Origin of the sequence: Campylobacter sp. BCW_6467, assembly GCF_001762855.1 — a bacterium.
GTDB classification, from domain to species: Bacteria; Campylobacterota; Campylobacteria; order Campylobacterales; family Campylobacteraceae; genus Campylobacter_D; species Campylobacter_D jejuni.
Genome location: NZ_MJXP01000028.1, coordinates 1 through 19051, shown reverse-complemented (window position 1 = coordinate 19051; position 19051 = coordinate 1). Strand labels below are relative to the sequence as shown.

The following is a 19051-nucleotide window of genomic DNA, read 5'->3' as shown; positions in this document are numbered from 1 at the left end:
TATGAAAATAATACTTAGCATTTTTTTAACATTTTTCTTGAGTGCTTGTGGTGCAAAACTTAGCTTGCCTAAAGAAGTTGATTTAACTCAAGAACAAATGAAAGATTTAAATCTCACTTATGATTGGTATAAATCCTATGATAATGCAAAATTAAATGAATTTCTAAATTTTGTTTTATTGAATAATAGCGATATTAATATTGCTAGAAAAACTTTGCTTTCAGCTTTGGCTAGAGCCGATTTGATTGATTATGATTTATATCCGACTTTAAGTGGAAATTTGGGTTTTGGTGTGGATAAAGATTTAAATTCAGGCAAACAAAGTAAAAATTTCAATAATTCTTTAAATTTAAGCTATGAGCTTGATATTTATGGCAAATTAAGAGATAGTGCAAGTGCGAGTGAATTTAGTGCAAAAGCAAGTGCTTATGATCTTGAAAATTTAAAAATAAGTATGATCAATACAGCTTTAAATGATGTGTTTGAGCTGGCTTATTTTAACGATGTAGATAAATTGCTTCGAGCTTATCTTTCAAATTTAGAACAAATGAAAGAGCTTTATAGTTATAAATACGAGCTTGGAAAAATAGAAGAATTAGATCTTTTAAACATAGAACAAAGTCTATTAAGAGCTAAACAAAATTTATTAAGCAATGATCAAAATCGTAATTTACTCATAAAAAATTTACAAGATTTATTGGCAAAGCAAGAAGGTTTTGCTTATATAGAGTATTTTAAAACTTTATCTTTAAATGATTTTAAAACCTTAAGTCCTGATTTTAATATACCTTTAAAAGCTTTAGCGTATCGTGCAGATGTGAGATCTAAACTCAATAGCTTAAAATCGGCCTTTAAGGATTATTCTTCCATGCAAAAATCTATTTTGCCTAGTATTTCTTTAGGAGGAGCATTAAGTGGGAGTGATAAAAAAATTGATGATAGTTTTAAATTTGAAATTTTAAGTGGTAATGTTAAGATTTCTTTACCTTTCTTAGATTATGGTAGAGTAAAGCAAAATATCAAAATTTCACAATTTACTTATGAGCAACTTTTAATTTCTTATGAGCAAGCTTTGCAAAGTGCGATGAATGAATTTGTATTGAATTATAAAGATTATCAAAGCGACACCTTACTTTTGCAAAATTTGCAAAGTATTAACATTAAACAAGAGCTTATCACTAAGACGTATTATGAAAAATATATTTTAGGAAAAAGTGAATTAAAGGATTATTTGGATGCAAATAATACTTTAAATTCTACCCAGCAAGAATTTTTAAGAGCTAGATTTAATCTTTTAAAAACCATTAATTCTTACTATCAAATCACAGCTTTAAGTTTCAATGATGAAAGCTTAGAATTTCCTAAGTATTAAATTTAATAATCGATGATATTTTTTAAATCCTCGAGTAATTTTTTAGCCATCAGCTCATAGCCTTTTATAGTAAGATGTACATCATTGAGCGAAAGCTTTTGTTCTATCCATTTGTTTTTTCCCCCACTATCTTGCATAAACTGATGCATATCAAAGATAAGAGTTTTTTCTTCTTTAGCAACTTCATATAATGCTTTGCGTATAGTAAAAAAATCAGGAGCAAGCTTGTAGTTTTTACCTTGTTTTTGAACTATAGTTGGTGGAGAGATTAGCATGATAACAGCGTTTTTATTGTAAGTTTTTAAAATGCTAATCCATTTTTTTAAATTATTTTTGAATTTTTGTTTTTCAAACCCTTTAAAGAGTGCATCATTAGAACCATAGGCGAGAATAATCAAATCGTTGTGTAAAAGTTCTAGTTCTTTTTTTACAACTGCTTGATTCCAAGAGAGCCATAAATCACTTTTGGCACCATTGATTGCAATGGTATCTAAGAAAACATTATTATCTTTATTTGTGATGAAATATCCTCCTAGCTCAGCATCTTTTTGTAAGGCTGAAATTTGCAAAGGAAGATCAAGTTCTAGTTCTTTATAAGACCATTTGTTAATTTGTGTGGTTCTTAACTCATAGCTTTGATTTTTTGCATCTTTGATGCTAAAAGCATTGGTATTTTGTTTGGCTTTAAATAAAAATCCTATCTTGAATTTTTTTTTATCTAAGGTTGTATCAAGGTTGATTTTTGCACCTTTGATTTTTGCTTTGGCTATTATCCCACCTAGTGGAAAATTATGTCCAGCATTAGCAGGATTTCTTGAGTTTAAAATTTCAAAGTTTTTATAAGAATAAACAAGATTAAGATTTTGTTGATATTTGGGCTGTAAAGGATAGGCAAAACCTATAGAGTTAGAGCGGATTAAATATCCTCTTATGACACGCGGAAAGAAATCAGCTGCCATATGAGAATCTCCATAAATTCTAATTCCTATGTTTTGATTTTTTTCTAATTTTTTTTCTAGATTTTTAAGATCTTTTTTTAATACATAACTTGTTAAAGCAGAGTGATTTTTGTTTTGATTGAGTATGGAATCTATTGTGTCATTTGTATTTAAATTTTGTGCATAAGAGCTAGTAAAAATAATAAAAAACAATAAGATAATTTTAAATTTATTTACTAGCATTTTCTTCCTTAAGTTTTATGTGTTCTAATAAAAGTTTAGACATTTCTCTTGCACCACTTGGGGTAAAGTGAATCCCATCATCTGTTCTTACTTTTATACTTCTATTGTTTTCATCTTTTATATAAGCTGAGTATTCATCATTGACACTAAAAAATAGTTTAGTGTTGATAAAAATTTCTTTATTTTTAAGAATTTCATTGCTGTAAATTTTATTGAGCACTTGTATTTTTTTGTTCAAATCTTCTTTTTTTACAGGAGGGATTTCAAACCAAAAAACTTTGGCTTTATGTTTTTTAGCGATTTTAATGATTTCATCTACACGATTTGTATAAATATCTATCCAAGAAGGGGAGCCAAAACGATGGTAATTTCCTCCTTTTTTAATATCCCAAGGATCATTAGCACCAAGAAGAACAACAAGATATTTAATATTTGAGTTTTTAACAAAAGCTTCATTGGTTGCTTTTGACCAGTTAAAATAGGATTTATAAGAAAGGCCTGTATTTTGTTTACTAAGATCGGTTACCTTAAGATTTAAATTTCTTAAATCTCTATTTAAGGCTATTGCAACACCTTGCATTAAAGAATCTCCGATAAATAAAAACTCATCTCCATTTTGTAGCTCTAATTTGGTATTGTCGATAAAACTAATATTTGCATCTTGGATTAAGGTTAGATTTGTTTCTTTATGAGTAGTGTTTTCATCATTTTCTAAAGTGTTTAAAACTTTATCTATTTTACTTAAGTTTTCATCTGTTGATTTACTTTCTTGATTTGTATCTTCTTCATTGGTTTGAGGCAAGGGTTCGTTGCTTAAAATTGCACGAATTTGTTCTAATTTAATTTTGAAGCCATTGGCTTCTTTTAAAAGATCATTATGGGGATAGAATGCAAAGTGATATTTTTGTTCTATATAAGAGCTAATGCTCTGATTCATAACTACAACAACCAAGCCAAGCACTATAATCAAAATGAAGAAAAATCTAACTGCACTCATCTAAAAACTCGAATAAATAAAATCAGGAATTCCATCTGGCATAAAAGCAAAAACCAAAAGTAAAATAAAAGCTATGATAAAAGGTTTTAGTAAAAATGGAGTAAGGTTTAAAATCTTAATGCAATATTCTTTAAAATTAATAAATAAAGGATAAATCATAAAAAGAACCCCAAAAGCAACCAACATATAAATATCATTATAAGATGGAATTTGGAAGAAATTATAATAACAAGCTTTAAAATATTCTATTGCATCTTCTAGATTTTTGCTATAGTAAAAGAAAATCCAAGTAAAACATACAAATTGAAAGGTTAAAAATCTTCCTAAAGCTGGAATTTTTTGTAAACTAAATTTGCTTAAAGCTAGCAAATGTATAAAAACTATGCCAATACCATGCAATAAACCCCAAACAATAAAAGCAAGTGTATTGCCATGCCACATACCTGAAAGTATAAAAGCGATGAGTATGTTAACTATAGTGCGTGGCATTCCTTTTCTATTGCCCCCTAAAGGTATATAGATATAATCTCTTATAAAGGTTGAAAGACTGATATGCCATCTAGTCCAAAAATCTTTTAGGTTTTTTGCAAGATAAGGCATGTTAAAGTTAGACGGAAGGGTAAAACCTAACATTAAAGCAAAAGCACAAACTAAATCAACATATCCGCTAAAATCACAGTATATTTGAATCGCATAGGCGTAAATTGCGCTTAAAAGTTGTATGAAATTATAAGATTGTGGAAAGTCTAAAATACTTTTAGCATAAATTCCAAGGTAATTAGCTATTAAAACTTTTTTAACTATACCAAAAACAAGCAAGATGATGATTAAATTTGCATGTTTAAATTCGCGTTTTTGATAGGCCTGTTCAAAGAAAAAAGAACTTCGCATAATAGGCCCTGAAAGTAGTGTTGGAAAAAATGATAAGAAGGTTGCCAAATTTAAAAAACTTTCTAAACGGCGTTTTTGATAAACTTCTACAAGATAAGTGATAGAAGTAAAGGTATAAAAACTAATTCCTATTGGAAATACTAAATCAATATTTAAAAATTCTAAACCGAAAAAATTTAATATCTCATCAACACTTCCTTTGATGCTAGGAAAGTATTTAAAAAAACATAAATTTAAAATAATAAAAGCCATACAAATAGCGAAAATATAACGCTTGCGACGCACAAAAATTAGCAAGGCAAAATAATGTATAAAAAAGGTATATATAAATAAAACCAAGGCGAAATAAGGATTGATTAAAATATAAATAATATAAGAGAAAATTAAAATTAAAATATTTTGTATTTTGTAATCATTTTTAAAAGTCCAATAAATAGCAAAAAAAGCTATCATTAAAATACTAAATTCTAAAGAAAAATAAGTCATACCTTTTTTAATCCAAAGCGAGATTTGCCCATAGTAGGGCAAAGATTATTTTTTTCTGTTTAATGCAATATTTTTGATGTATTGATCAGCTAAATAAAGTCCATTTCCGTGTTCCCCGATTAATTTAATCTTGTCAACTATACCGCGGAAAAGTGCTTCTTCTTCGTGTTGTTCGCTTACATACCATTGTAAGAAATTAAAAGTAGAATAGTCTTTATGTGTTAGCATGTGTTCAACTAAAGTATTGATTGACTTTGTGATAAATTGCTCATGTTCATAGGTTTTTTCAAAAACATCAAGTAAAGATTTGAAATTTTGTTCAGGCTGTTTTACTTCTTGAAGCTCTACATGAGAATCTGTTTCATTAAGATAAGTGATAAGCCTTTTGGCATGATCGCTTTCTTCGCTTGCATGTGCAAACAAGAAGGCACCAGCTCCATCAAGACTATTTTCATAGCACCAAGAACTCATACTAAGATATAAGTTTGCTGCATACATTTCTTTGTTTATTTGTTCATTGAGTAATTTTACAACTTCTTTAGAAAGCATTTTTATCTCCTTATTAAAATTTAAAATGTTTTATAATGATATATTATTTTTTTAAAAACAAGCTAAATTTTTGATAGTTAAAAATTATATTTAAGAAAAATACAAAATAAAAAATGTTTCCAAAATGTTTCCAAGTTTTTTTAAACTTCCATTACTTTTTTAAAGCTAAGGAGAAAAAATGAAAAAAATTCTATCTTTAAGTGTGGTAAGTCTTGCACTTTGTGGTGCTTTAAATGCAGCAGATTTAAAAATCGCAGGTTCATCGACTGTGTATCCTTTTACTTCTTTTGTAGCTGAAGAATATGCTTCGATTAAAAATACAAAAACTCCTATAGTAGAGAGCTTGGGAACAGGGGGTGGATTTAAGGTATTTTGTGAAGGAACTACTGATATTTCTAATGCTTCAAGACCTATGAAATTAAGTGAATTTGAAACTTGCAAAAAAGCAGGGGTAACTGATATAGTAGGGATTATGATAGGTTATGATGGTATAGTTTTAGCTCAAAATAAAACCAATGCTCCATTAAATATCACAAAAAAAGAACTTTTCTTAGCATTGGCAAAAGAAATTCCACAAAATGGAAAACTTATACCAAATCCTTATACAAACTGGAATCAAATCAATAAAAATTTACCAAATCGTAAAATTAGTGTTTATGGTCCACCATCAAGTTCAGGAACAAGAGATACTATAGAAGAGCTTATTATGAGTGATGTGTCTAAAAAAATTCCTGAGTATAAAGGCGAGTATAAAACCTTGCGTCAAGATGGTGCTTATATCCCAAGCGGTGAAAATGATAATCTAATCGTTTCAAAACTTACTATTGATAAAGATGCTTTTGGAATTTTTGGTTATAGCTTTTTAGTGAGCAACTCAGATAAAATCAATGTCGCTACTATCGATGGTGTTACACCAAGTGAAGAAAATATTGCAGATGAAAAATACGAACTTGCAAGAAGCTTGTTTATTTATATCAATGCTAAGAAAAATCCAAAAGAAGCCTTTGATTTTGCAAAAATTTACATGAGTGATGATTTGGCAAAAAGTGGCGGAGAACTTGAAAAAATAGGACTTGTTCCTTTAAGCGATGATAAATTAAAAGCTTCTCAAAAACATATAGAAGATAGAAAAATTTTAAATGATGAGCTTGTAAAAGCTGGAAAAGTTTTTTAAGGAAAAACTTTGCTAAAAGAAAAAATAATCAAATTTGCACTTTTTTTATGTGCTTTTGTAAGCGTGATAGTAAGCTTTGCTATCATGCTTACAATTTTAATTGAAGCTTTAAAATTCTTTCAAAAAGAAAGTGTTGCTACCTTTTTATTCTCAAGTCAGTGGGCAGCTGATGCAGCTTTTATGAATGCAGATGGTACGAGCAAACAAGGTGTTTTTGGAGCGCTATCGCTTTTTTGGGGAACTTTTTATATTTCATTGATTGCTATGCTAACGGCTTTACCTTTAGGGGTTATGTGTGCTATATATTTAGGTGTTTTTGCTGGCAAAAAATCTAAAAATTACTTAAAACCTATTTTAGAAATCATTGCAGGGATTCCTACTGTTGTTTTTGGATTTTTTGCAGCTATAGTCGTAGCGCCTTTTATAGTGTGGTTTTTTTCTTTATTTGGCATACAAGCAAGTTTTCAAAGTGCTTTAGGCGCAGGTTTTATCATGGGGATCATGATAGTACCTATAGTGGCTTCGTTATCTCAAGATTGCATTGAAGCAGTAAGCGAGAAAAGGATTAATGGCGCTTATGCTTTAGGTATGACAAAAAAAGAAGTGGTTTTTGCTGTGATTTTACCTGAGGCTATTCCTGGTATAGTTGCAGCTTGTCTTTTAGGACTTTCAAGAGCCTTAGGCGAAACTATGATAGTGGTAATGGCAGCTTCCTTACGTCCAAATTTAACGATGAATTTTTTAGAAGATATGACAACGGTAACGGTAAAAATCGTAGAAGCTTTAAGCGGAGATCAAGCTTTTGATAGTTCTTTGGCTTTGAGTGCTTTTTCTTTAGGTTTGGTGCTTTTTATCATCACTTTAATCATCAATATGTTTAGTGTTTATCTTATCAATCGCTTTCACAAAAGGAAAAATTTATGAAAAAACTTTTTAAAAAAAGACAAAAAGCTTCAAAGTCTTTTAAAAGACTTTGTAAAATGGGGCTTTATATTAATTTAATTTTTCTTTGTATCTTTTTAGGAAGTGTGGGTTATCTTGGAATTGGAGCTTTTAAGCAAACTTATATTTTTGTAGAGGCTAATAGAAATTCTCCTGTTTATGATCTTTTATCTCGTGCTGAGCAAAGAAAAATAAGAACAGGGCAAATCGCTGAAAAAACTTGGCTTTTGGCAAATTCAGAAGTGGATCAATATATGAAGCAAAAATATAATCGCCTTAGTGAAAAACAAAGAACTTTAGTCGATGATCTTGTGCAAAAAGGCGATATAGAGCTTAAATTTAATAGCAATTTCTTTTTAAATGGGGACTCAAAATCTCCTGAAAATTCAGGAATTTTATCTTCAGTTGTAGGGACTTTGCTTGTTATGCTTGTTTGTATGGTTGTGAGTGTTCCTATAGGCGTTGCAGCAGCAATTTATTTAGAAGAATTTGCACCGCAAAATTTATTTACACATTTTATAGAAGTGTGTATTAACAACCTTGCAAGTATTCCAAGTATCTTGTTTGGACTTTTAGGACTTGGAGTGTTTATCAATCTTTTTGGAATGCCTCGATCAAGTGCTTTAGTGGGTGGGCTTACTTTGGCGATCATGAGTTTACCTATTATCATTGTTTCAACCAAAGCGGCTTTAAAAAGTGTGGACATTAACATGAAAAATGCTGCTTATGCCTTAGGTATGACAAAGGTTCAAATGGTAAAAGGTATTATGTTGCCTTTGGCTATGCCTATGATTTTAACAGGTTCTATTTTGACTTTAGCTGGGGCTATAGGCGAGACTGCACCTTTGATGATTATCGGTATGATAGCATTTATCCCTGATGTAGCTAGTTCGATTTTTGATCCAACTAGCGTTTTGCCTGCTCAAATTTACTCATGGTCAGCTATGCCAGAGCGTGCATTTTTAGAAAGAACAGCAGCGGGTATTATTGTGCTTTTAGGACTTTTAGTCGTGTTAAATCTTAGTGCGATATTATTAAGAAAATATTTTCAAGGAAAATTAAAGTGATAGCAAAAACAACAAATTTAAATTTATTTTATGGAAAAAAACAAGCTTTATTTGATATCAATATGCAAATAGAACAAAACAAAATTACCGCACTCATCGGTGCTTCAGGATGCGGTAAATCCACTTTTTTGCGTTGTTTTAACAGAATGAATGATAAAATCGCAAAAATCGATGGTTTGGTAGAAATTGAAGGAAAAGATGTTAAAAATCAAGATGTAGTAGCTTTGCGTAAAAATGTAGGCATGGTTTTTCAACAACCTAATGTTTTTGTAAAAAGCATTTATGAAAATATCTCTTATGCACCAAAACTTCATGGTATGATTAAAAATAAAGATGAAGAAGAAGCTTTGGTGGTGGATTGTTTGCAAAAAGTAGGACTTTTTGAAGAGGTTAAAGATAAATTAAAGCAAAATGCTCTAGCTCTTTCAGGCGGACAACAACAACGCCTTTGTATCGCAAGAGCTTTAGCAATAAAACCTAAGCTCTTGCTTTTAGATGAGCCAACTTCCGCACTTGATCCTATTAGCTCAGGTGTTATAGAAGAGCTTTTAAAAGAATTAAGTCATAATCTTTCTATGATTATGGTAACGCATAACATGCAACAAGGCAAACGCGTGGCTGATTATACTGCATTTTTTCACCTTGGAGAGCTTATAGAATTTGGTGAAAGTAAAGAATTTTTTGAAAATCCAAAACAAGAAAAAACCAAGGCTTATCTAAGCGGTGCTTTTGGATAATAAAGCCGCTTTTTAGCGGTTTTTTATTTTAAGAAAAATTTGTTAAAATTTGCCTTTTATCTTTGTAAGGCATTAATTATGGCAAAAAAACAACTCTCTTTAACAAGGCTTAGTTTTCCTATATTTTGGGACTTGCTTTCTAAGTATTTAACCGTGATTATCAATACCGCTATGGTGTCGCATTATTCTAATTTTCTTGTCGGTGCTATGGGGGCTGGAAATCAAATTTTAGATCTTTTTATCACTATTTTTTCATTTTTAAGTGTGGGTTGTAGTGTGGTGATAGCTCAGGCTATTGGTGCAAAAGATCATGTTTTAGCAAGAAAAGTGATTCATCAAAGTTTGTTTTTAAATGCACTTTTAGGCTTTGTGTGTGGCGCGCTTATTTTATGGCATGGGAAGTATTTGCTTTATCTTTTAAAAATCCCACAAGAATTGCTCAAAGATAGTGAAATTTACTTGCATATGCTTGCAATTTGTTTGTTTTTTGATGCCATAGGAATTGTTTTAGCTGCTATTGTAAGGGTTTATAATATGGCTTATTGGGTCATGCTTATAGGCTTTTTGATGGATATAGTGGTGATTTGTGGAAATTATTATGTTTTGCATCATACAAAATCAGAACTTTTTGGAGTGGGGCTTAGTAATATTTTTGCTCGTATTGTTGCTATAGTGGCTTTACTTGTGATACTTTTTTATAAACTTAAAATTCATCTTAAAATCAAAGAAATGATAAAACTTGAAAAAGAGGTATTAAAAAAGGTTTTAAATATAGGTGGATTTTCAGCAGGGGAAAATCTTTTGTGGATAGTCCAATACACTATAGCTTTTGCTTTTGTAGCAAGCTTAGGCGAAGCAAGTTTGAGTGTGCAAACGATTTATTTTCAAATTTCAATGCTTATCATGCTTATAGGACAAGCTACAAGCATAGCTAATGAAATCATAGTAGGTAAATTAGTCGGTGCTAGATATGAAAATATCGCTTATAAACATGCTTGGCGTGCTTTGTATTTTAGTGTGGTGGCAAGTGCTTTAGTGGCACTTTTGAATTATCTTTGCCAAGATTTTACTATGCAAATTTTAGGACTTAAAGAAGAGTTAAAAAATTTAATGATACCTTTATTTGCCCTTTCAATCTTTCTTGAAATTTCACGAACTTTCAATATAGTCATGGTTAATTCCTTACGTGCAAGTGGCGATGCTAAGTTTCCATTTTTTAGCGGACTTGTTTTTATGATGGGAGTATCTTTGCCTGTGGGTTATGTGCTTTGTTTTCATTTTAATCTTGGAATTTTAGGGGTTTGGATAGGATTTTGTGCAGATGAGTTTTTGCGTGGAATGGTAAATTCATACAGATGGAAAAGTAAAAAATGGCAAGGCAAAGCTCTAGTTTAAAATCATTTATTTATAAAGATGAGTGTTATTTTTATTCTAAAAAACGCATAAAAACTTTAAGATTAAGGCTAAATGAAAGGGGTGAATTTGTTCTTAGCATTCCTTATTTTTGCACCTTTAAAAGCGTTTATGAGTTTTTAGATAAATCAAGTTCTTGGATGAATGAGGCAAAAAAAAGATTTGAAAAAAAAGCCTTAAAAGATGATGAGTTAATCTTTTTAGCTAAAAAATATAAAATTATTTTTGATGAAAATGCCAAAAAAACTTATTTTAATAAAGATAAAATTCTTTGTCAAAATGAAGCAAAATTAGATTTATTTTTAAGACAAAATGCTAAAAAGATTTTTACTTTTTATCTTAAAAAATGGAGTCAAAAAACAGGTTTATTTTACACGCATTTAAGCATTAAAAATATGAAAACGCGTTGGGGTTCTTGTAATCACAATAAAGCTTATGTTAATTTAAATTTAAAACTCATTCAAAAGAGTTTAAGGGCTATTGAATATGTGATTTTGCATGAAATAAGCCACTTAAAATTCCCTAATCACAGCAAAGAATTTTACGCTTTTATGGAGCATTTTATGAGCGATTTTAGACAAAGAGAGAAAGAATTTTTAAGTTAAAAATGTTATATTTATAGTTTATTTTTCAAAAAAGGCATAATATGACTTTGGATTTTGATTTTATTTATAATGCGGATAATGATATTTTTGAATATTTATTGCGTTTTTATGCGAAAAATTATAACTACACCCTTAGCAAAGAAGAAAATATTTATCATTTTTCTATCGATGCAGATGAAGAAAATTTAAAGACTTTTTGTGATTCTTTGAATTTCATGAGTCATAGTGTTTTTTTGAAAAAATTTGATGTAAAAGCGGGACAGGATTTTAACCCTTGTATGCCAGAAGATAAAGAATTTTCAAGATTTTCTTATATTACTCATTTAAATTCTAATGCCTATCAAGAAAAAAAACTTTTAAACAAAAACGAGTGGGGCGTGTTTTGTGAGTGTGAATTTTCAAGCAATTTATCAGAATTTGAAAAAATCAATGAAGAAAATTTCAATACTTTTTTAAATCTTGCCTTTGATTTGTTAAGTCAAGAAAAAAAGATTTATTTAAAAGATAAAAATGGCATTTATGAATTTTCTTTGTTTAAGAACGAATTTATAGGAGATTTTTTACTTCCTTGTGATATTAAGGCTATAAATTCAGTTTTTGTTTGTTCAAATGAAAATTTAAAACTTCTTGCAAGTTTAGAAAAACCTTTGATGAAGCTAAGACTTAATGCCATGTTTAGAAAAAATCACAATCTTGATTTTAATGATTTTAAAATCAGACTTGCTAGAGATTTGTTTTGCTTTGCTTTAGGTTTAAAACTTTTTGAAAATGAATATAAATTTTTAAGCGTAAAAAAAATAGAAGAATACCAAAAAGATTTTTATATCAGTGCTTTAGATGAGCAAGTGGTGGTTTTGGAAGGCTTTGAATTTATCAATGTTAAGGCAAGAGAGCTTATTTTTTCTAAAGAAGATAAAAATATGGCAAGAATTTCTTATCTTGTAAGCCGTTATAAAGAAAAGGCTTTTATTTTAGAGCTTAGCAAAGATTATGAAGATATTTTGCTTATTAACAAAGAGCTTAATTTGCTTAAACTTTGCTTACCAAAACACAGCAAAGAACTTTATGAAGAGATTAAAAAAGATGAAATTGGTGCAAGGCTTTTAGAAAATTTTAGCAAGGAATTTCCTCTTTTAGATGAAAATTTTGAGCTTCAAAACAATTTTTATTCCTTGCTTGGCTTGGTAGGCAGAGTGCTAAATTTGGGTAAAAATTTACAAGAGAGTGCTAGTGAGCTTTTAAAAATTGCTGATGAATCAAAAATGCCTCGTGGAGTAAAGATTGATTATCGCTTGAAAGAAGATAAAAGTTTTAATTATACAAGAACTTTAAGATCTACTATGAGTTTTATGTTAGCAGGTGTGGATAGTGCTAATATCGCTTATGGAGCGGTTGAGAGTTTGGCTTATTTCTTGCGTGATACTTATGATGAATTAAGAGAGAAAAAGCAAAGCGACTTAGCGCTTATAAGTGGCTCTTTGTTTGAACATAAATCTTTACTTAAAAATACTTTAAAACATCTTAAAAATTGTCAGTTAAGCGATGTGCCACTTAGGATATAAGATCAAAATTTCAGGTCTAGTTCAAGGGGTGGGTTTTCGCCCTTTAGTTTATGAACTAGCTTTGAAATCAAAGCTTTTTGGAGAGGTAAGAAATGATGGTTTTGGGGTAGAAATCATCCTTGCTTGTACTCAAAAAGAATGTGAAAATTTCATAGAGAATTTAAAAAATCATCTCCCACCTTTAGCAAGAATAGACAAGCTTATAATCACGCAAATTTCTATTTCAAACTATGAAAATTTTAGTATCACTCCTTCTTTAAAGAACACAAAAAGCACACCTATGTTAAGTGATTTTGCGCTTTGTAAGGAATGTAAAAAAGAATTTTTTGATGAAAAAAATCCACGCTTTTTATATCCTTTTATCACTTGCACACATTGTGGGCCACGCTTTAGTATTATAAAAAGTCTTCCTTATGATAGAGCCCATACTTCCATGCAAGAATTATTGATGTGTGAGTTTTGCAAAAGCGAATACGAAGATCCTAAAAATAGGCGTTTTCATGCCCAGCCTATTAGTTGTCCTAAGTGTAAAATCAATGTTTTTCTTAAAAATTCAAAGGGTGAAATTTTAGCCAAAGATCAAGAAGCTTTTATGCAAAGTTCGAAGTTTTTAAAGGAAGGTAAAATTTTAGCCATTAAAGGCATGGGCGGTTTTCATCTCATGTGTGATGCTTTTAATGAAGAAGCTTTAAAAACTCTAAGACTTAGAAAAAATCGCCCCAAAAAACCCTTTGCTTTGATGTGTAAAGATTTACAAAGTGCTAAAGAACTTGCCTTTATAGATGAAAAAGAAGAATCTTTGCTTGGTGGGGTTTTAGCTCCTATTGTGATTTTAAAGGCAAAAAAAGCCTTTTCTTTAATCGCACCTGATGTTGATAAAATCGGTATTATGCTAGCTTATACGCCTTTACATCTTTTGCTTTTTGAGTATTTTAAAGGAAGTCTTGTGGCAACGAGTGCGAATTTAAGCGGAGAAAGTATCATTAAAGATGAGTTTAATTTGTGTCAAAAACTTGATAAAGTTTTTGATTTTTATTTGGATTATGATAGAGAAATTATCAACGCAAGTGATGATAGCATAGCTCAAGTGGTAAATGGTAAAACTATGTTTTTGCGTACTTCAAGGGGTTTAAATCCTTTTTATTTGGAAAGAAATTTTAATAAAAAAGGCACTTTTTTAGCTTTGGGCGCGGAGCTTAAAAATGAATTTGTGATTTTTTATGAAAATAAACTTTTAATTTCTCCTTATATAGGGGATTTGAAAAGTCTTGATGTGCATGAGAGATTTTTTAAACTTTTAGAATTTTTTAAACAAAATTATGATTTGAAATTTGATGCGATTTTGTGCGATAAACACCCGCATTTTAGCTATGCAAAAGAATTTGAAGAAAGGATTAAAATTTCTCATCATTATGCGCATTTTTGTGCGGCTTATTTTGAATACGAAGAAAATTTTGCAAAAGATGAAAAGGCTTTAGCTTTTATTTGTGATGGAACAGGTTATGGCGAAGATGGCAAAATTTGGGGTGGAGAAGTTTTTGTAGGAAATTTAAAAGAATATGAAAGAATTGCACATTTTGAAAATTTCACTCTTATAAATAGTGATATTAAAAATATACAAAATTTAGCTCTAAGTCTTATTTTTCATTATGATTTAGAAGATAAGGCTAAGGAGTTTTTAGCAAAAATTCCAAAAATTAAACTTGAAAATCTTAAAAAAATTTATTCACATTCTAACTTACAAACAAGTTCCTTAGGACGCATTATCGATGCTTTTGGAAGTATTGTTTTTAACTTAGAAAAAAGCTCTTATGAGGCTCAAGTTGGCTTGATGTGTGAAGCTTTTTATGATAAAAATCTTGATTTTTCTTATAAGCTTTTTGTAGAAAAAGGGCAGGTTAATTTTAAAAATTTAATTTTAGGGGCTTTGCAAGATGAAAAAACTAAGGCAATTACAGGTATGTTTAATGCCTTGGCAAATTTTATCATAGATTTTAGCAAAGATTATGATTTAAAAGTGCTTTTAAGTGGAGGAGTTTTTCAAAACAAAACCTTGCTTGAAATTTTAAAAGCTAAAAATTTTGATTTTTTTGTACCTTTAAAATACCCTTGCAATGATAGCTCCATAGCTTTAGGGCAAATGGTACATTTTTTAAATTTAGAAAAATAAAGCAAATATTCTAAAAACTCATAATTTTTTAATGCTTTTAAGGTTAAAATGAAACAAAAAATATAAAAGGAAAGAAAATGTGTAAAGATTGCGGCTGTTCTATAAATTCAAGCCATACGCACGATCATCATCACGATCACTACCATGAAAATCCAAGCTTAAAAGAGAGTAAAACCATAGAAGTGATTTCTAAAATTTTAAGCAAAAACGACGAAGAAGCTAAGCACAATAGAGCGCATTTTAATGAAGCCAACACGCTTTGTATTAATTTAATGAGTTCTCCAGGTAGTGGAAAAACCACGCTTTTAGAAAGTACGATCAAGGCTTTGAAAAATGAGCTTAAAATCGCTGTGATTGAAGGGGATTTAGAAACCAATAATGACGCTCTAAGAGTAAAAAATGCCGGAGCTTTGGCATATCAAATCACTACAGGGCAAAGCTGCCATTTGGATGCTTTTATGGTGCATGAGGCTTTGCATCATTTGGCAATTGATGATGTGGATTTGCTTTTTATAGAAAATGTTGGAAATTTAGTTTGTCCTGCAAGCTATGATTTAGGAGAGCATTTAAATGTAGTTTTGCTTTCGGTAACCGAAGGAAGTGATAAACCGCAAAAATATCCTGTGATGTTCAAAAAGGCTGATATAGTTTTAATCACAAAGGCAGATTTGGCTCATCATTTTGATTTTGATGTTAAAGAGGCGACTAGGTTGATTAAAGAATTAAATCCTAGAGCAGATATTATCACTCTTGATGCAAAAAATGGCACCAATATGGAGCTTTGGTATAAGGTGCTTAAACTTAAAAAGGAGCTTTTTTAATGTGTTTATCCATACCTTCTGAAATTTTAGAAATCGATGAGTTAAACAATGCTTTAGTGCAAACTTTAGGTGTAAAAAGAAAAGTTAATTTGGATTTGATTGATGAGCCTTTAAAACAAGGCGATTATGTCTTAATCCATGTAGGAGTTGCTATGGAAAAAATCGACAAAGAAGCTGCACTAGAAAGCATTAAAACCTATCAAGAAATAGTAGAAAAAATGAATAGCGGAGAGATAAAAAGCGATGAGGGAGATTTGGGTTTAAATGAATTTCATCGATGAATTTAGAGATAAAGAAAGTATTTTAGCTTTAAAAAAACTCATAGAACAAGAACTTAAAAATCCTATTAACATCATGGAAATTTGCGGTGGGCATACACATAGTATTATGAAATATGCCCTGCCTTCTATTTTGCCAAAGGAGATTAACTTTATCCATGGGCCAGGATGTCCTGTTTGTGTTATGCCAAGAGTTCGCATTGATACAGCTATCAAGTTAGCCTCTATGAAAGATACGATTTTTTGTACTTTAGGAGATCTTTTAAGAGTGCCTGGAAGTGAAATTTCTCTGCTTGATTTAAGAGCTAAAGGGGCTGATGTTAGAGCACTTTATTCTCCACTTGAAGTTTTGGAAATTGCTAAGCAAAAATTAAACAAAAATATCATCTTTTTTGCTATAGGTTTTGAAACTACTACGCCTATGAGTGCTTTACTTCTTCAAAAGGTTATAGAAGAAAAAATAAATAATGTCTTTTTTCATATCAATCATATCACAGTTCCAGCACCTGTAGAAGCGATCATGAATGATGAAAATGTAAAAATCAATGCTTTTTTAGGCCCTTCTCATGTGAGTGTGATAACAGGTTATGGTATTTATGAGCCTTTGGCAGCAAAGTTTAAAACCCCTATAGCGGTGAGTGGTTTTGAGCCAGTTGATATTTTAGAAAGTGTATTAAATATCATAAAACAAAGCAATGAAGGCACTTTTAAAGTGTATAATCAATACAAAAGAGCCGTAAGCAAAGAAGGCAATGTTAAAGCGCAAAATTTAGTAAAAAAATACTTTAGAGTGTGTGATTTTGAATTTCGTGGCTTAGGACTTATTAAAGATGGGGGTTTGGAGCTAAAAGAAGAATTTAGCGCCTATGATGCAAGTAAAAAATTTGATTGTGCGGTGCAAAGTAAAAATGAAAGCAAAGCCTGTATTTGTGGGCAAATTTTAAGAGGTTTGGCCAAGCCTTATGATTGTAAGGTTTTTGGTAAGGCTTGTACGCCAAGAAGTCCTATAGGAAGTTGTATGGTTTCTGGCGAGGGTGCTTGTGCGGCGTATTATAAATACTCAAAGGTGAATGCATGAAAAATATTTCCTTAGCCCACGGAGGTGGCGGAGAAGAGATGAATGAGCTTTTAACTAAGCTTTTTAAGATCTTTGATAATGAAATTTTAAACGCAAATAATGATGCGGCGATTTTGGGAAATTTGGCTTTAAGCACGGATTCTTTTGTTTTAAGTCCGATTTTTTTAGATGAAGAGGTTAATATAGGCAAACTTTGTGCTTGTGGTTCTATTAACGATGTTTTGATGGTGGGTGCTAAGCCAAAATATCTAAGCTTAGGACTTATCTTGGAAGAAGGTTTTGAGCTAGAAAAACTAGAACGCATTTTAAAAAGCATTAAAGAAGAATGTGAAAAATGTGGAGTTATGTTAGTTTGTGGCGATACTAAAGTCGTTCCTAAGGGTAAGGCAGATGAAATTTATATCAACACTACAGCCTTAGGTGAAATTATTTCTAAAAAAGAAAGTAAAAATATCAAAGCAGGGCTTAGCATACTTCTTTCAGGCGATATAGGAAGGCATGGAGCTAGTGTTTTAATCAAAAGAAATGAGCTAGAAGCTGATATTAAAAGTGATTGCAAGGCTTTGAATAAAGAGGTTTTAGAGCTTTTAGAAAAAGATATAAAGGTTGTAGCAATGAGAGATGCTACTCGCGGGGGGCTTAGTGCGGTTTTAAATGAGTGGGCAAAGCAAAGTGGAAATGATCTTTTGATCTTTGAAGAAAAAATCATCGTTCAAGATGAGGTTTTAGGACTTTGCGAGCTTTTTGGTTATGAAGCTTATGAACTTGCAAATGAAGGCACTTTTATACTTTGTGTGGAAAAAGAAGATGAGTTAAAAGCCTTGGAAATTCTAAAAAAATACAATGTAAATGCGAGTATTATAGGAGAAGTTTTAGAAGAGAAAAAAGCACGCGTGATCTTACAAAACGCTTATGGAGCAAAACGCTTTTTAGAAAGTCCTAAAGGCGAACTTTTACCAAGAATTTGCTAATGCACGAATTAAGTATAGTAGAATCTTTAATCGAACTTTGCGAAGAAAATGCCTTAAACAATAAGGCTTGTAATGTGCAAGAAATTTATGTAAAAATCGGGCGTTTAAGCGGTATAGAAGTGGATCTTTTTAAGCGTTGTTTTGAAACTTTTAAAGAAAACTCAAATATTTGCAAAAATGCTAAACTTTTTATAGAGCTTGCTCCGCTTGAAATTTTATGCTTAAAATGCGATCAAACAAGTATTTTAGAAGAAAATGTTTTTAAGTGTCCTAAATGTCAAAGTATAGAATATAAAATCATACAAGGCGAGGACTTACACCTTATGCGACTTGTGATGAAATAATATATTGTGATACTTGATTAAGTATGGTTAACCTATAGATAAAATATCTAAAAAATACAAAATCAAAAATTTTAAATTTTTATCTAGAATATAAAAACCAAAGATGATAATTTTAAATAAAAATTTATAAATACAAAAATATTTACAACATTTCATATAAATTTACTCTCATTAAATCAATTTTTTTATAAAATAAAATTTAAATTCAAACTATATAGTTTTATAATAATTAATATTTAATTATATTTTAAGTTTAAATATTTTAATATTCCGCTATTTTATTTTTATATTTTATATTATTATTAAAAAATAAATAATATGAAATTAATTTCAAAATAAACCATTTTAAATAAGGAAGGAGAAAAATATTTGAGTAAAAATATTATTTCAAATAAAGTGTCCATGGGGGGGGG

18 protein-coding genes are annotated in these 19051 nt (G+C 30.3%); 14 read left to right on the top strand and 4 right to left on the bottom strand.

The features are described from left to right. Window position 1: 1 nt before the first annotated feature. Window positions 2–1372: a TolC family protein gene (locus tag AJ888_RS04625; protein ID WP_002861312.1), complete on the top strand. Its 1371-nt coding sequence runs from the start codon at window positions 2–4 to the stop codon at window positions 1370–1372. Window positions 1373–1374: 2 nt separating this feature from the next. Here AJ888_RS04625 and AJ888_RS04620 read toward each other — a convergent pair whose 3' ends face one another. Genes AJ888_RS04620 through ctf form a run of 4 tightly spaced genes read right to left on the bottom strand, consistent with a single transcriptional unit; the run spans window position 1375 to window position 5476 of the window. Then, window positions 1375–2553 (bottom strand): SGNH/GDSL hydrolase family protein, encoded by a 1179-nt coding sequence (locus AJ888_RS04620; protein WP_002861313.1) that lies wholly within the window; start codon window positions 2551–2553, stop codon window positions 1375–1377. Further along, complete coding sequence (locus tag AJ888_RS04615; protein ID WP_002861314.1) at window positions 2540–3550, bottom strand: DUF459 domain-containing protein; 1011 nt, start codon at window positions 3548–3550, stop codon at window positions 2540–2542. The genes AJ888_RS04620 and AJ888_RS04615 overlap by 14 nt, the downstream gene beginning before the upstream one ends. Next, window positions 3551–4927 (bottom strand): MBOAT family O-acyltransferase, encoded by a 1377-nt coding sequence (locus AJ888_RS04610; protein ID WP_002861315.1) that lies wholly within the window; start codon window positions 4925–4927, stop codon window positions 3551–3553. 45 nt (window positions 4928–4972) lie between these two features. Beyond that, complete coding sequence (gene ctf, locus AJ888_RS04605; protein WP_002871370.1) at window positions 4973–5476, bottom strand: non-heme ferritin; 504 nt, start codon at window positions 5474–5476, stop codon at window positions 4973–4975. A 178-nt stretch (window positions 5477–5654) separates the two neighbouring features. On the opposite strand from ctf, the gene AJ888_RS04600 reads away from it, so the two are divergent. The 13 genes from AJ888_RS04600 to hypA all read left to right on the top strand — a co-directional run bounded on the left by AJ888_RS04600 (window position 5655) and on the right by hypA (window position 18638). After that, on the top strand, window positions 5655–6650 hold the full coding sequence (locus AJ888_RS04600; RefSeq protein ID WP_070296148.1) for a substrate-binding domain-containing protein: 996 nt from the start codon (window positions 5655–5657) through the stop codon (window positions 6648–6650). A 9-nt stretch (window positions 6651–6659) separates the two neighbouring features. Further along, a complete protein-coding gene (gene pstC, locus AJ888_RS04595) occupies window positions 6660–7574 on the top strand; it encodes a phosphate ABC transporter permease subunit PstC (RefSeq protein WP_053872560.1) in 915 nt (304 codons plus the stop codon). Next, complete coding sequence (gene pstA / locus AJ888_RS04590; RefSeq protein WP_070296147.1) at window positions 7571–8659, top strand: phosphate ABC transporter permease PstA; 1089 nt, start codon at window positions 7571–7573, stop codon at window positions 8657–8659. The genes pstC and pstA overlap by 4 nt, the downstream gene beginning before the upstream one ends. Further along, window positions 8656–9396, top strand: coding sequence for a phosphate ABC transporter ATP-binding protein PstB (pstB, locus tag AJ888_RS04585; protein WP_002776307.1), 741 nt, complete (start codon window positions 8656–8658; stop codon window positions 9394–9396). Before pstA ends, pstB begins: the two co-directional genes overlap by 4 nt. Before the next feature lie 78 nt (window positions 9397–9474). After that, window positions 9475–10791, top strand: a complete 1317-nt coding sequence (locus tag AJ888_RS04580) for an MATE family efflux transporter (RefSeq protein WP_032603301.1) — start codon at window positions 9475–9477, stop codon at window positions 10789–10791. Next, a complete protein-coding gene (locus AJ888_RS04575) occupies window positions 10767–11414 on the top strand; it encodes a M48 family metallopeptidase (protein WP_002861322.1) in 648 nt (215 codons plus the stop codon). Before AJ888_RS04580 ends, AJ888_RS04575 begins: the two co-directional genes overlap by 25 nt. Before the next feature lie 41 nt (window positions 11415–11455). After that, window positions 11456–12976 carry a hypothetical protein gene (locus AJ888_RS04570; protein ID WP_002861323.1) on the top strand — a complete coding sequence of 507 codons (1521 nt, stop codon included), beginning with the start codon at window positions 11456–11458 and terminating at the stop codon, window positions 12974–12976. Further along, on the top strand, window positions 12957–15146 hold the full coding sequence (hypF, locus tag AJ888_RS04565) for a carbamoyltransferase HypF (protein ID WP_002861324.1): 2190 nt from the start codon (window positions 12957–12959) through the stop codon (window positions 15144–15146). Before AJ888_RS04570 ends, hypF begins: the two co-directional genes overlap by 20 nt. Before the next feature lie 77 nt (window positions 15147–15223). Further along, the gene (hypB, locus tag AJ888_RS04560) at window positions 15224–15967 is read left to right on the top strand and encodes a hydrogenase nickel incorporation protein HypB (protein ID WP_002861325.1); all 744 of its coding nucleotides are present in this window, start codon (window positions 15224–15226) and stop codon (window positions 15965–15967) included. Continuing rightward, complete coding sequence (locus AJ888_RS04555) at window positions 15967–16248, top strand: HypC/HybG/HupF family hydrogenase formation chaperone (protein WP_002776342.1); 282 nt, start codon at window positions 15967–15969, stop codon at window positions 16246–16248. Before hypB ends, AJ888_RS04555 begins: the two co-directional genes overlap by 1 nt. Further along, window positions 16232–17323 (top strand): hydrogenase formation protein HypD, encoded by a 1092-nt coding sequence (gene hypD, locus AJ888_RS04550; RefSeq protein ID WP_002861326.1) that lies wholly within the window; start codon window positions 16232–16234, stop codon window positions 17321–17323. The genes AJ888_RS04555 and hypD overlap by 17 nt, the downstream gene beginning before the upstream one ends. Then, a complete protein-coding gene (gene hypE, locus AJ888_RS04545; RefSeq protein ID WP_002861327.1) occupies window positions 17320–18294 on the top strand; it encodes a hydrogenase expression/formation protein HypE in 975 nt (324 codons plus the stop codon). Before hypD ends, hypE begins: the two co-directional genes overlap by 4 nt. Further along, window positions 18294–18638: a hydrogenase maturation nickel metallochaperone HypA gene (gene hypA / locus AJ888_RS04540; RefSeq protein ID WP_002826529.1), complete on the top strand. Its 345-nt coding sequence runs from the start codon at window positions 18294–18296 to the stop codon at window positions 18636–18638. Before hypE ends, hypA begins: the two co-directional genes overlap by 1 nt. The last annotated feature ends 413 nt before the right edge of the window (window positions 18639–19051 follow it).

Excerpts from the sequence above, each read along its gene's own strand:
- AJ888_RS04575 (WP_002861322.1), top strand. The coding sequence starts at position 10,767 with ATGGCAAGGCAAAGCTCTAGTTTAAAATCATTTATTTATAAAGATGAG.
- AJ888_RS04610 (WP_002861315.1), bottom strand. The coding sequence starts at position 4,927 with ATGACTTATTTTTCTTTAGAATTTAGTATTTTAATGATAGCTTTTTTT.
- hypD (WP_002861326.1), top strand. The coding sequence starts at position 16,232 with ATGAATTTCATCGATGAATTTAGAGATAAAGAAAGTATTTTAGCTTTA.
- ctf (WP_002871370.1), bottom strand. The coding sequence starts at position 5,476 with ATGCTTTCTAAAGAAGTTGTAAAATTACTCAATGAACAAATAAACAAA.
- AJ888_RS04615 (WP_002861314.1), bottom strand. The coding sequence starts at position 3,550 with ATGAGTGCAGTTAGATTTTTCTTCATTTTGATTATAGTGCTTGGCTTG.
- AJ888_RS04600 (WP_070296148.1), top strand. The coding sequence starts at position 5,655 with ATGAAAAAAATTCTATCTTTAAGTGTGGTAAGTCTTGCACTTTGTGGT.
- AJ888_RS04555 (WP_002776342.1), top strand. The coding sequence starts at position 15,967 with ATGTGTTTATCCATACCTTCTGAAATTTTAGAAATCGATGAGTTAAAC.
- AJ888_RS04625 (WP_002861312.1), top strand. The coding sequence starts at position 2 with ATGAAAATAATACTTAGCATTTTTTTAACATTTTTCTTGAGTGCTTGT.
- hypA (WP_002826529.1), top strand. The coding sequence starts at position 18,294 with ATGCACGAATTAAGTATAGTAGAATCTTTAATCGAACTTTGCGAAGAA.
- AJ888_RS04580 (WP_032603301.1), top strand. The coding sequence starts at position 9,475 with ATGGCAAAAAAACAACTCTCTTTAACAAGGCTTAGTTTTCCTATATTT.
- pstA (WP_070296147.1), top strand. The coding sequence starts at position 7,571 with ATGAAAAAACTTTTTAAAAAAAGACAAAAAGCTTCAAAGTCTTTTAAA.
- AJ888_RS04620 (WP_002861313.1), bottom strand. The coding sequence starts at position 2,553 with ATGCTAGTAAATAAATTTAAAATTATCTTATTGTTTTTTATTATTTTT.
- hypF (WP_002861324.1), top strand. The coding sequence starts at position 12,957 with ATGTGCCACTTAGGATATAAGATCAAAATTTCAGGTCTAGTTCAAGGG.
- hypE (WP_002861327.1), top strand. The coding sequence starts at position 17,320 with ATGAAAAATATTTCCTTAGCCCACGGAGGTGGCGGAGAAGAGATGAAT.
- hypB (WP_002861325.1), top strand. The coding sequence starts at position 15,224 with ATGTGTAAAGATTGCGGCTGTTCTATAAATTCAAGCCATACGCACGAT.
- AJ888_RS04570 (WP_002861323.1), top strand. The coding sequence starts at position 11,456 with ATGACTTTGGATTTTGATTTTATTTATAATGCGGATAATGATATTTTT.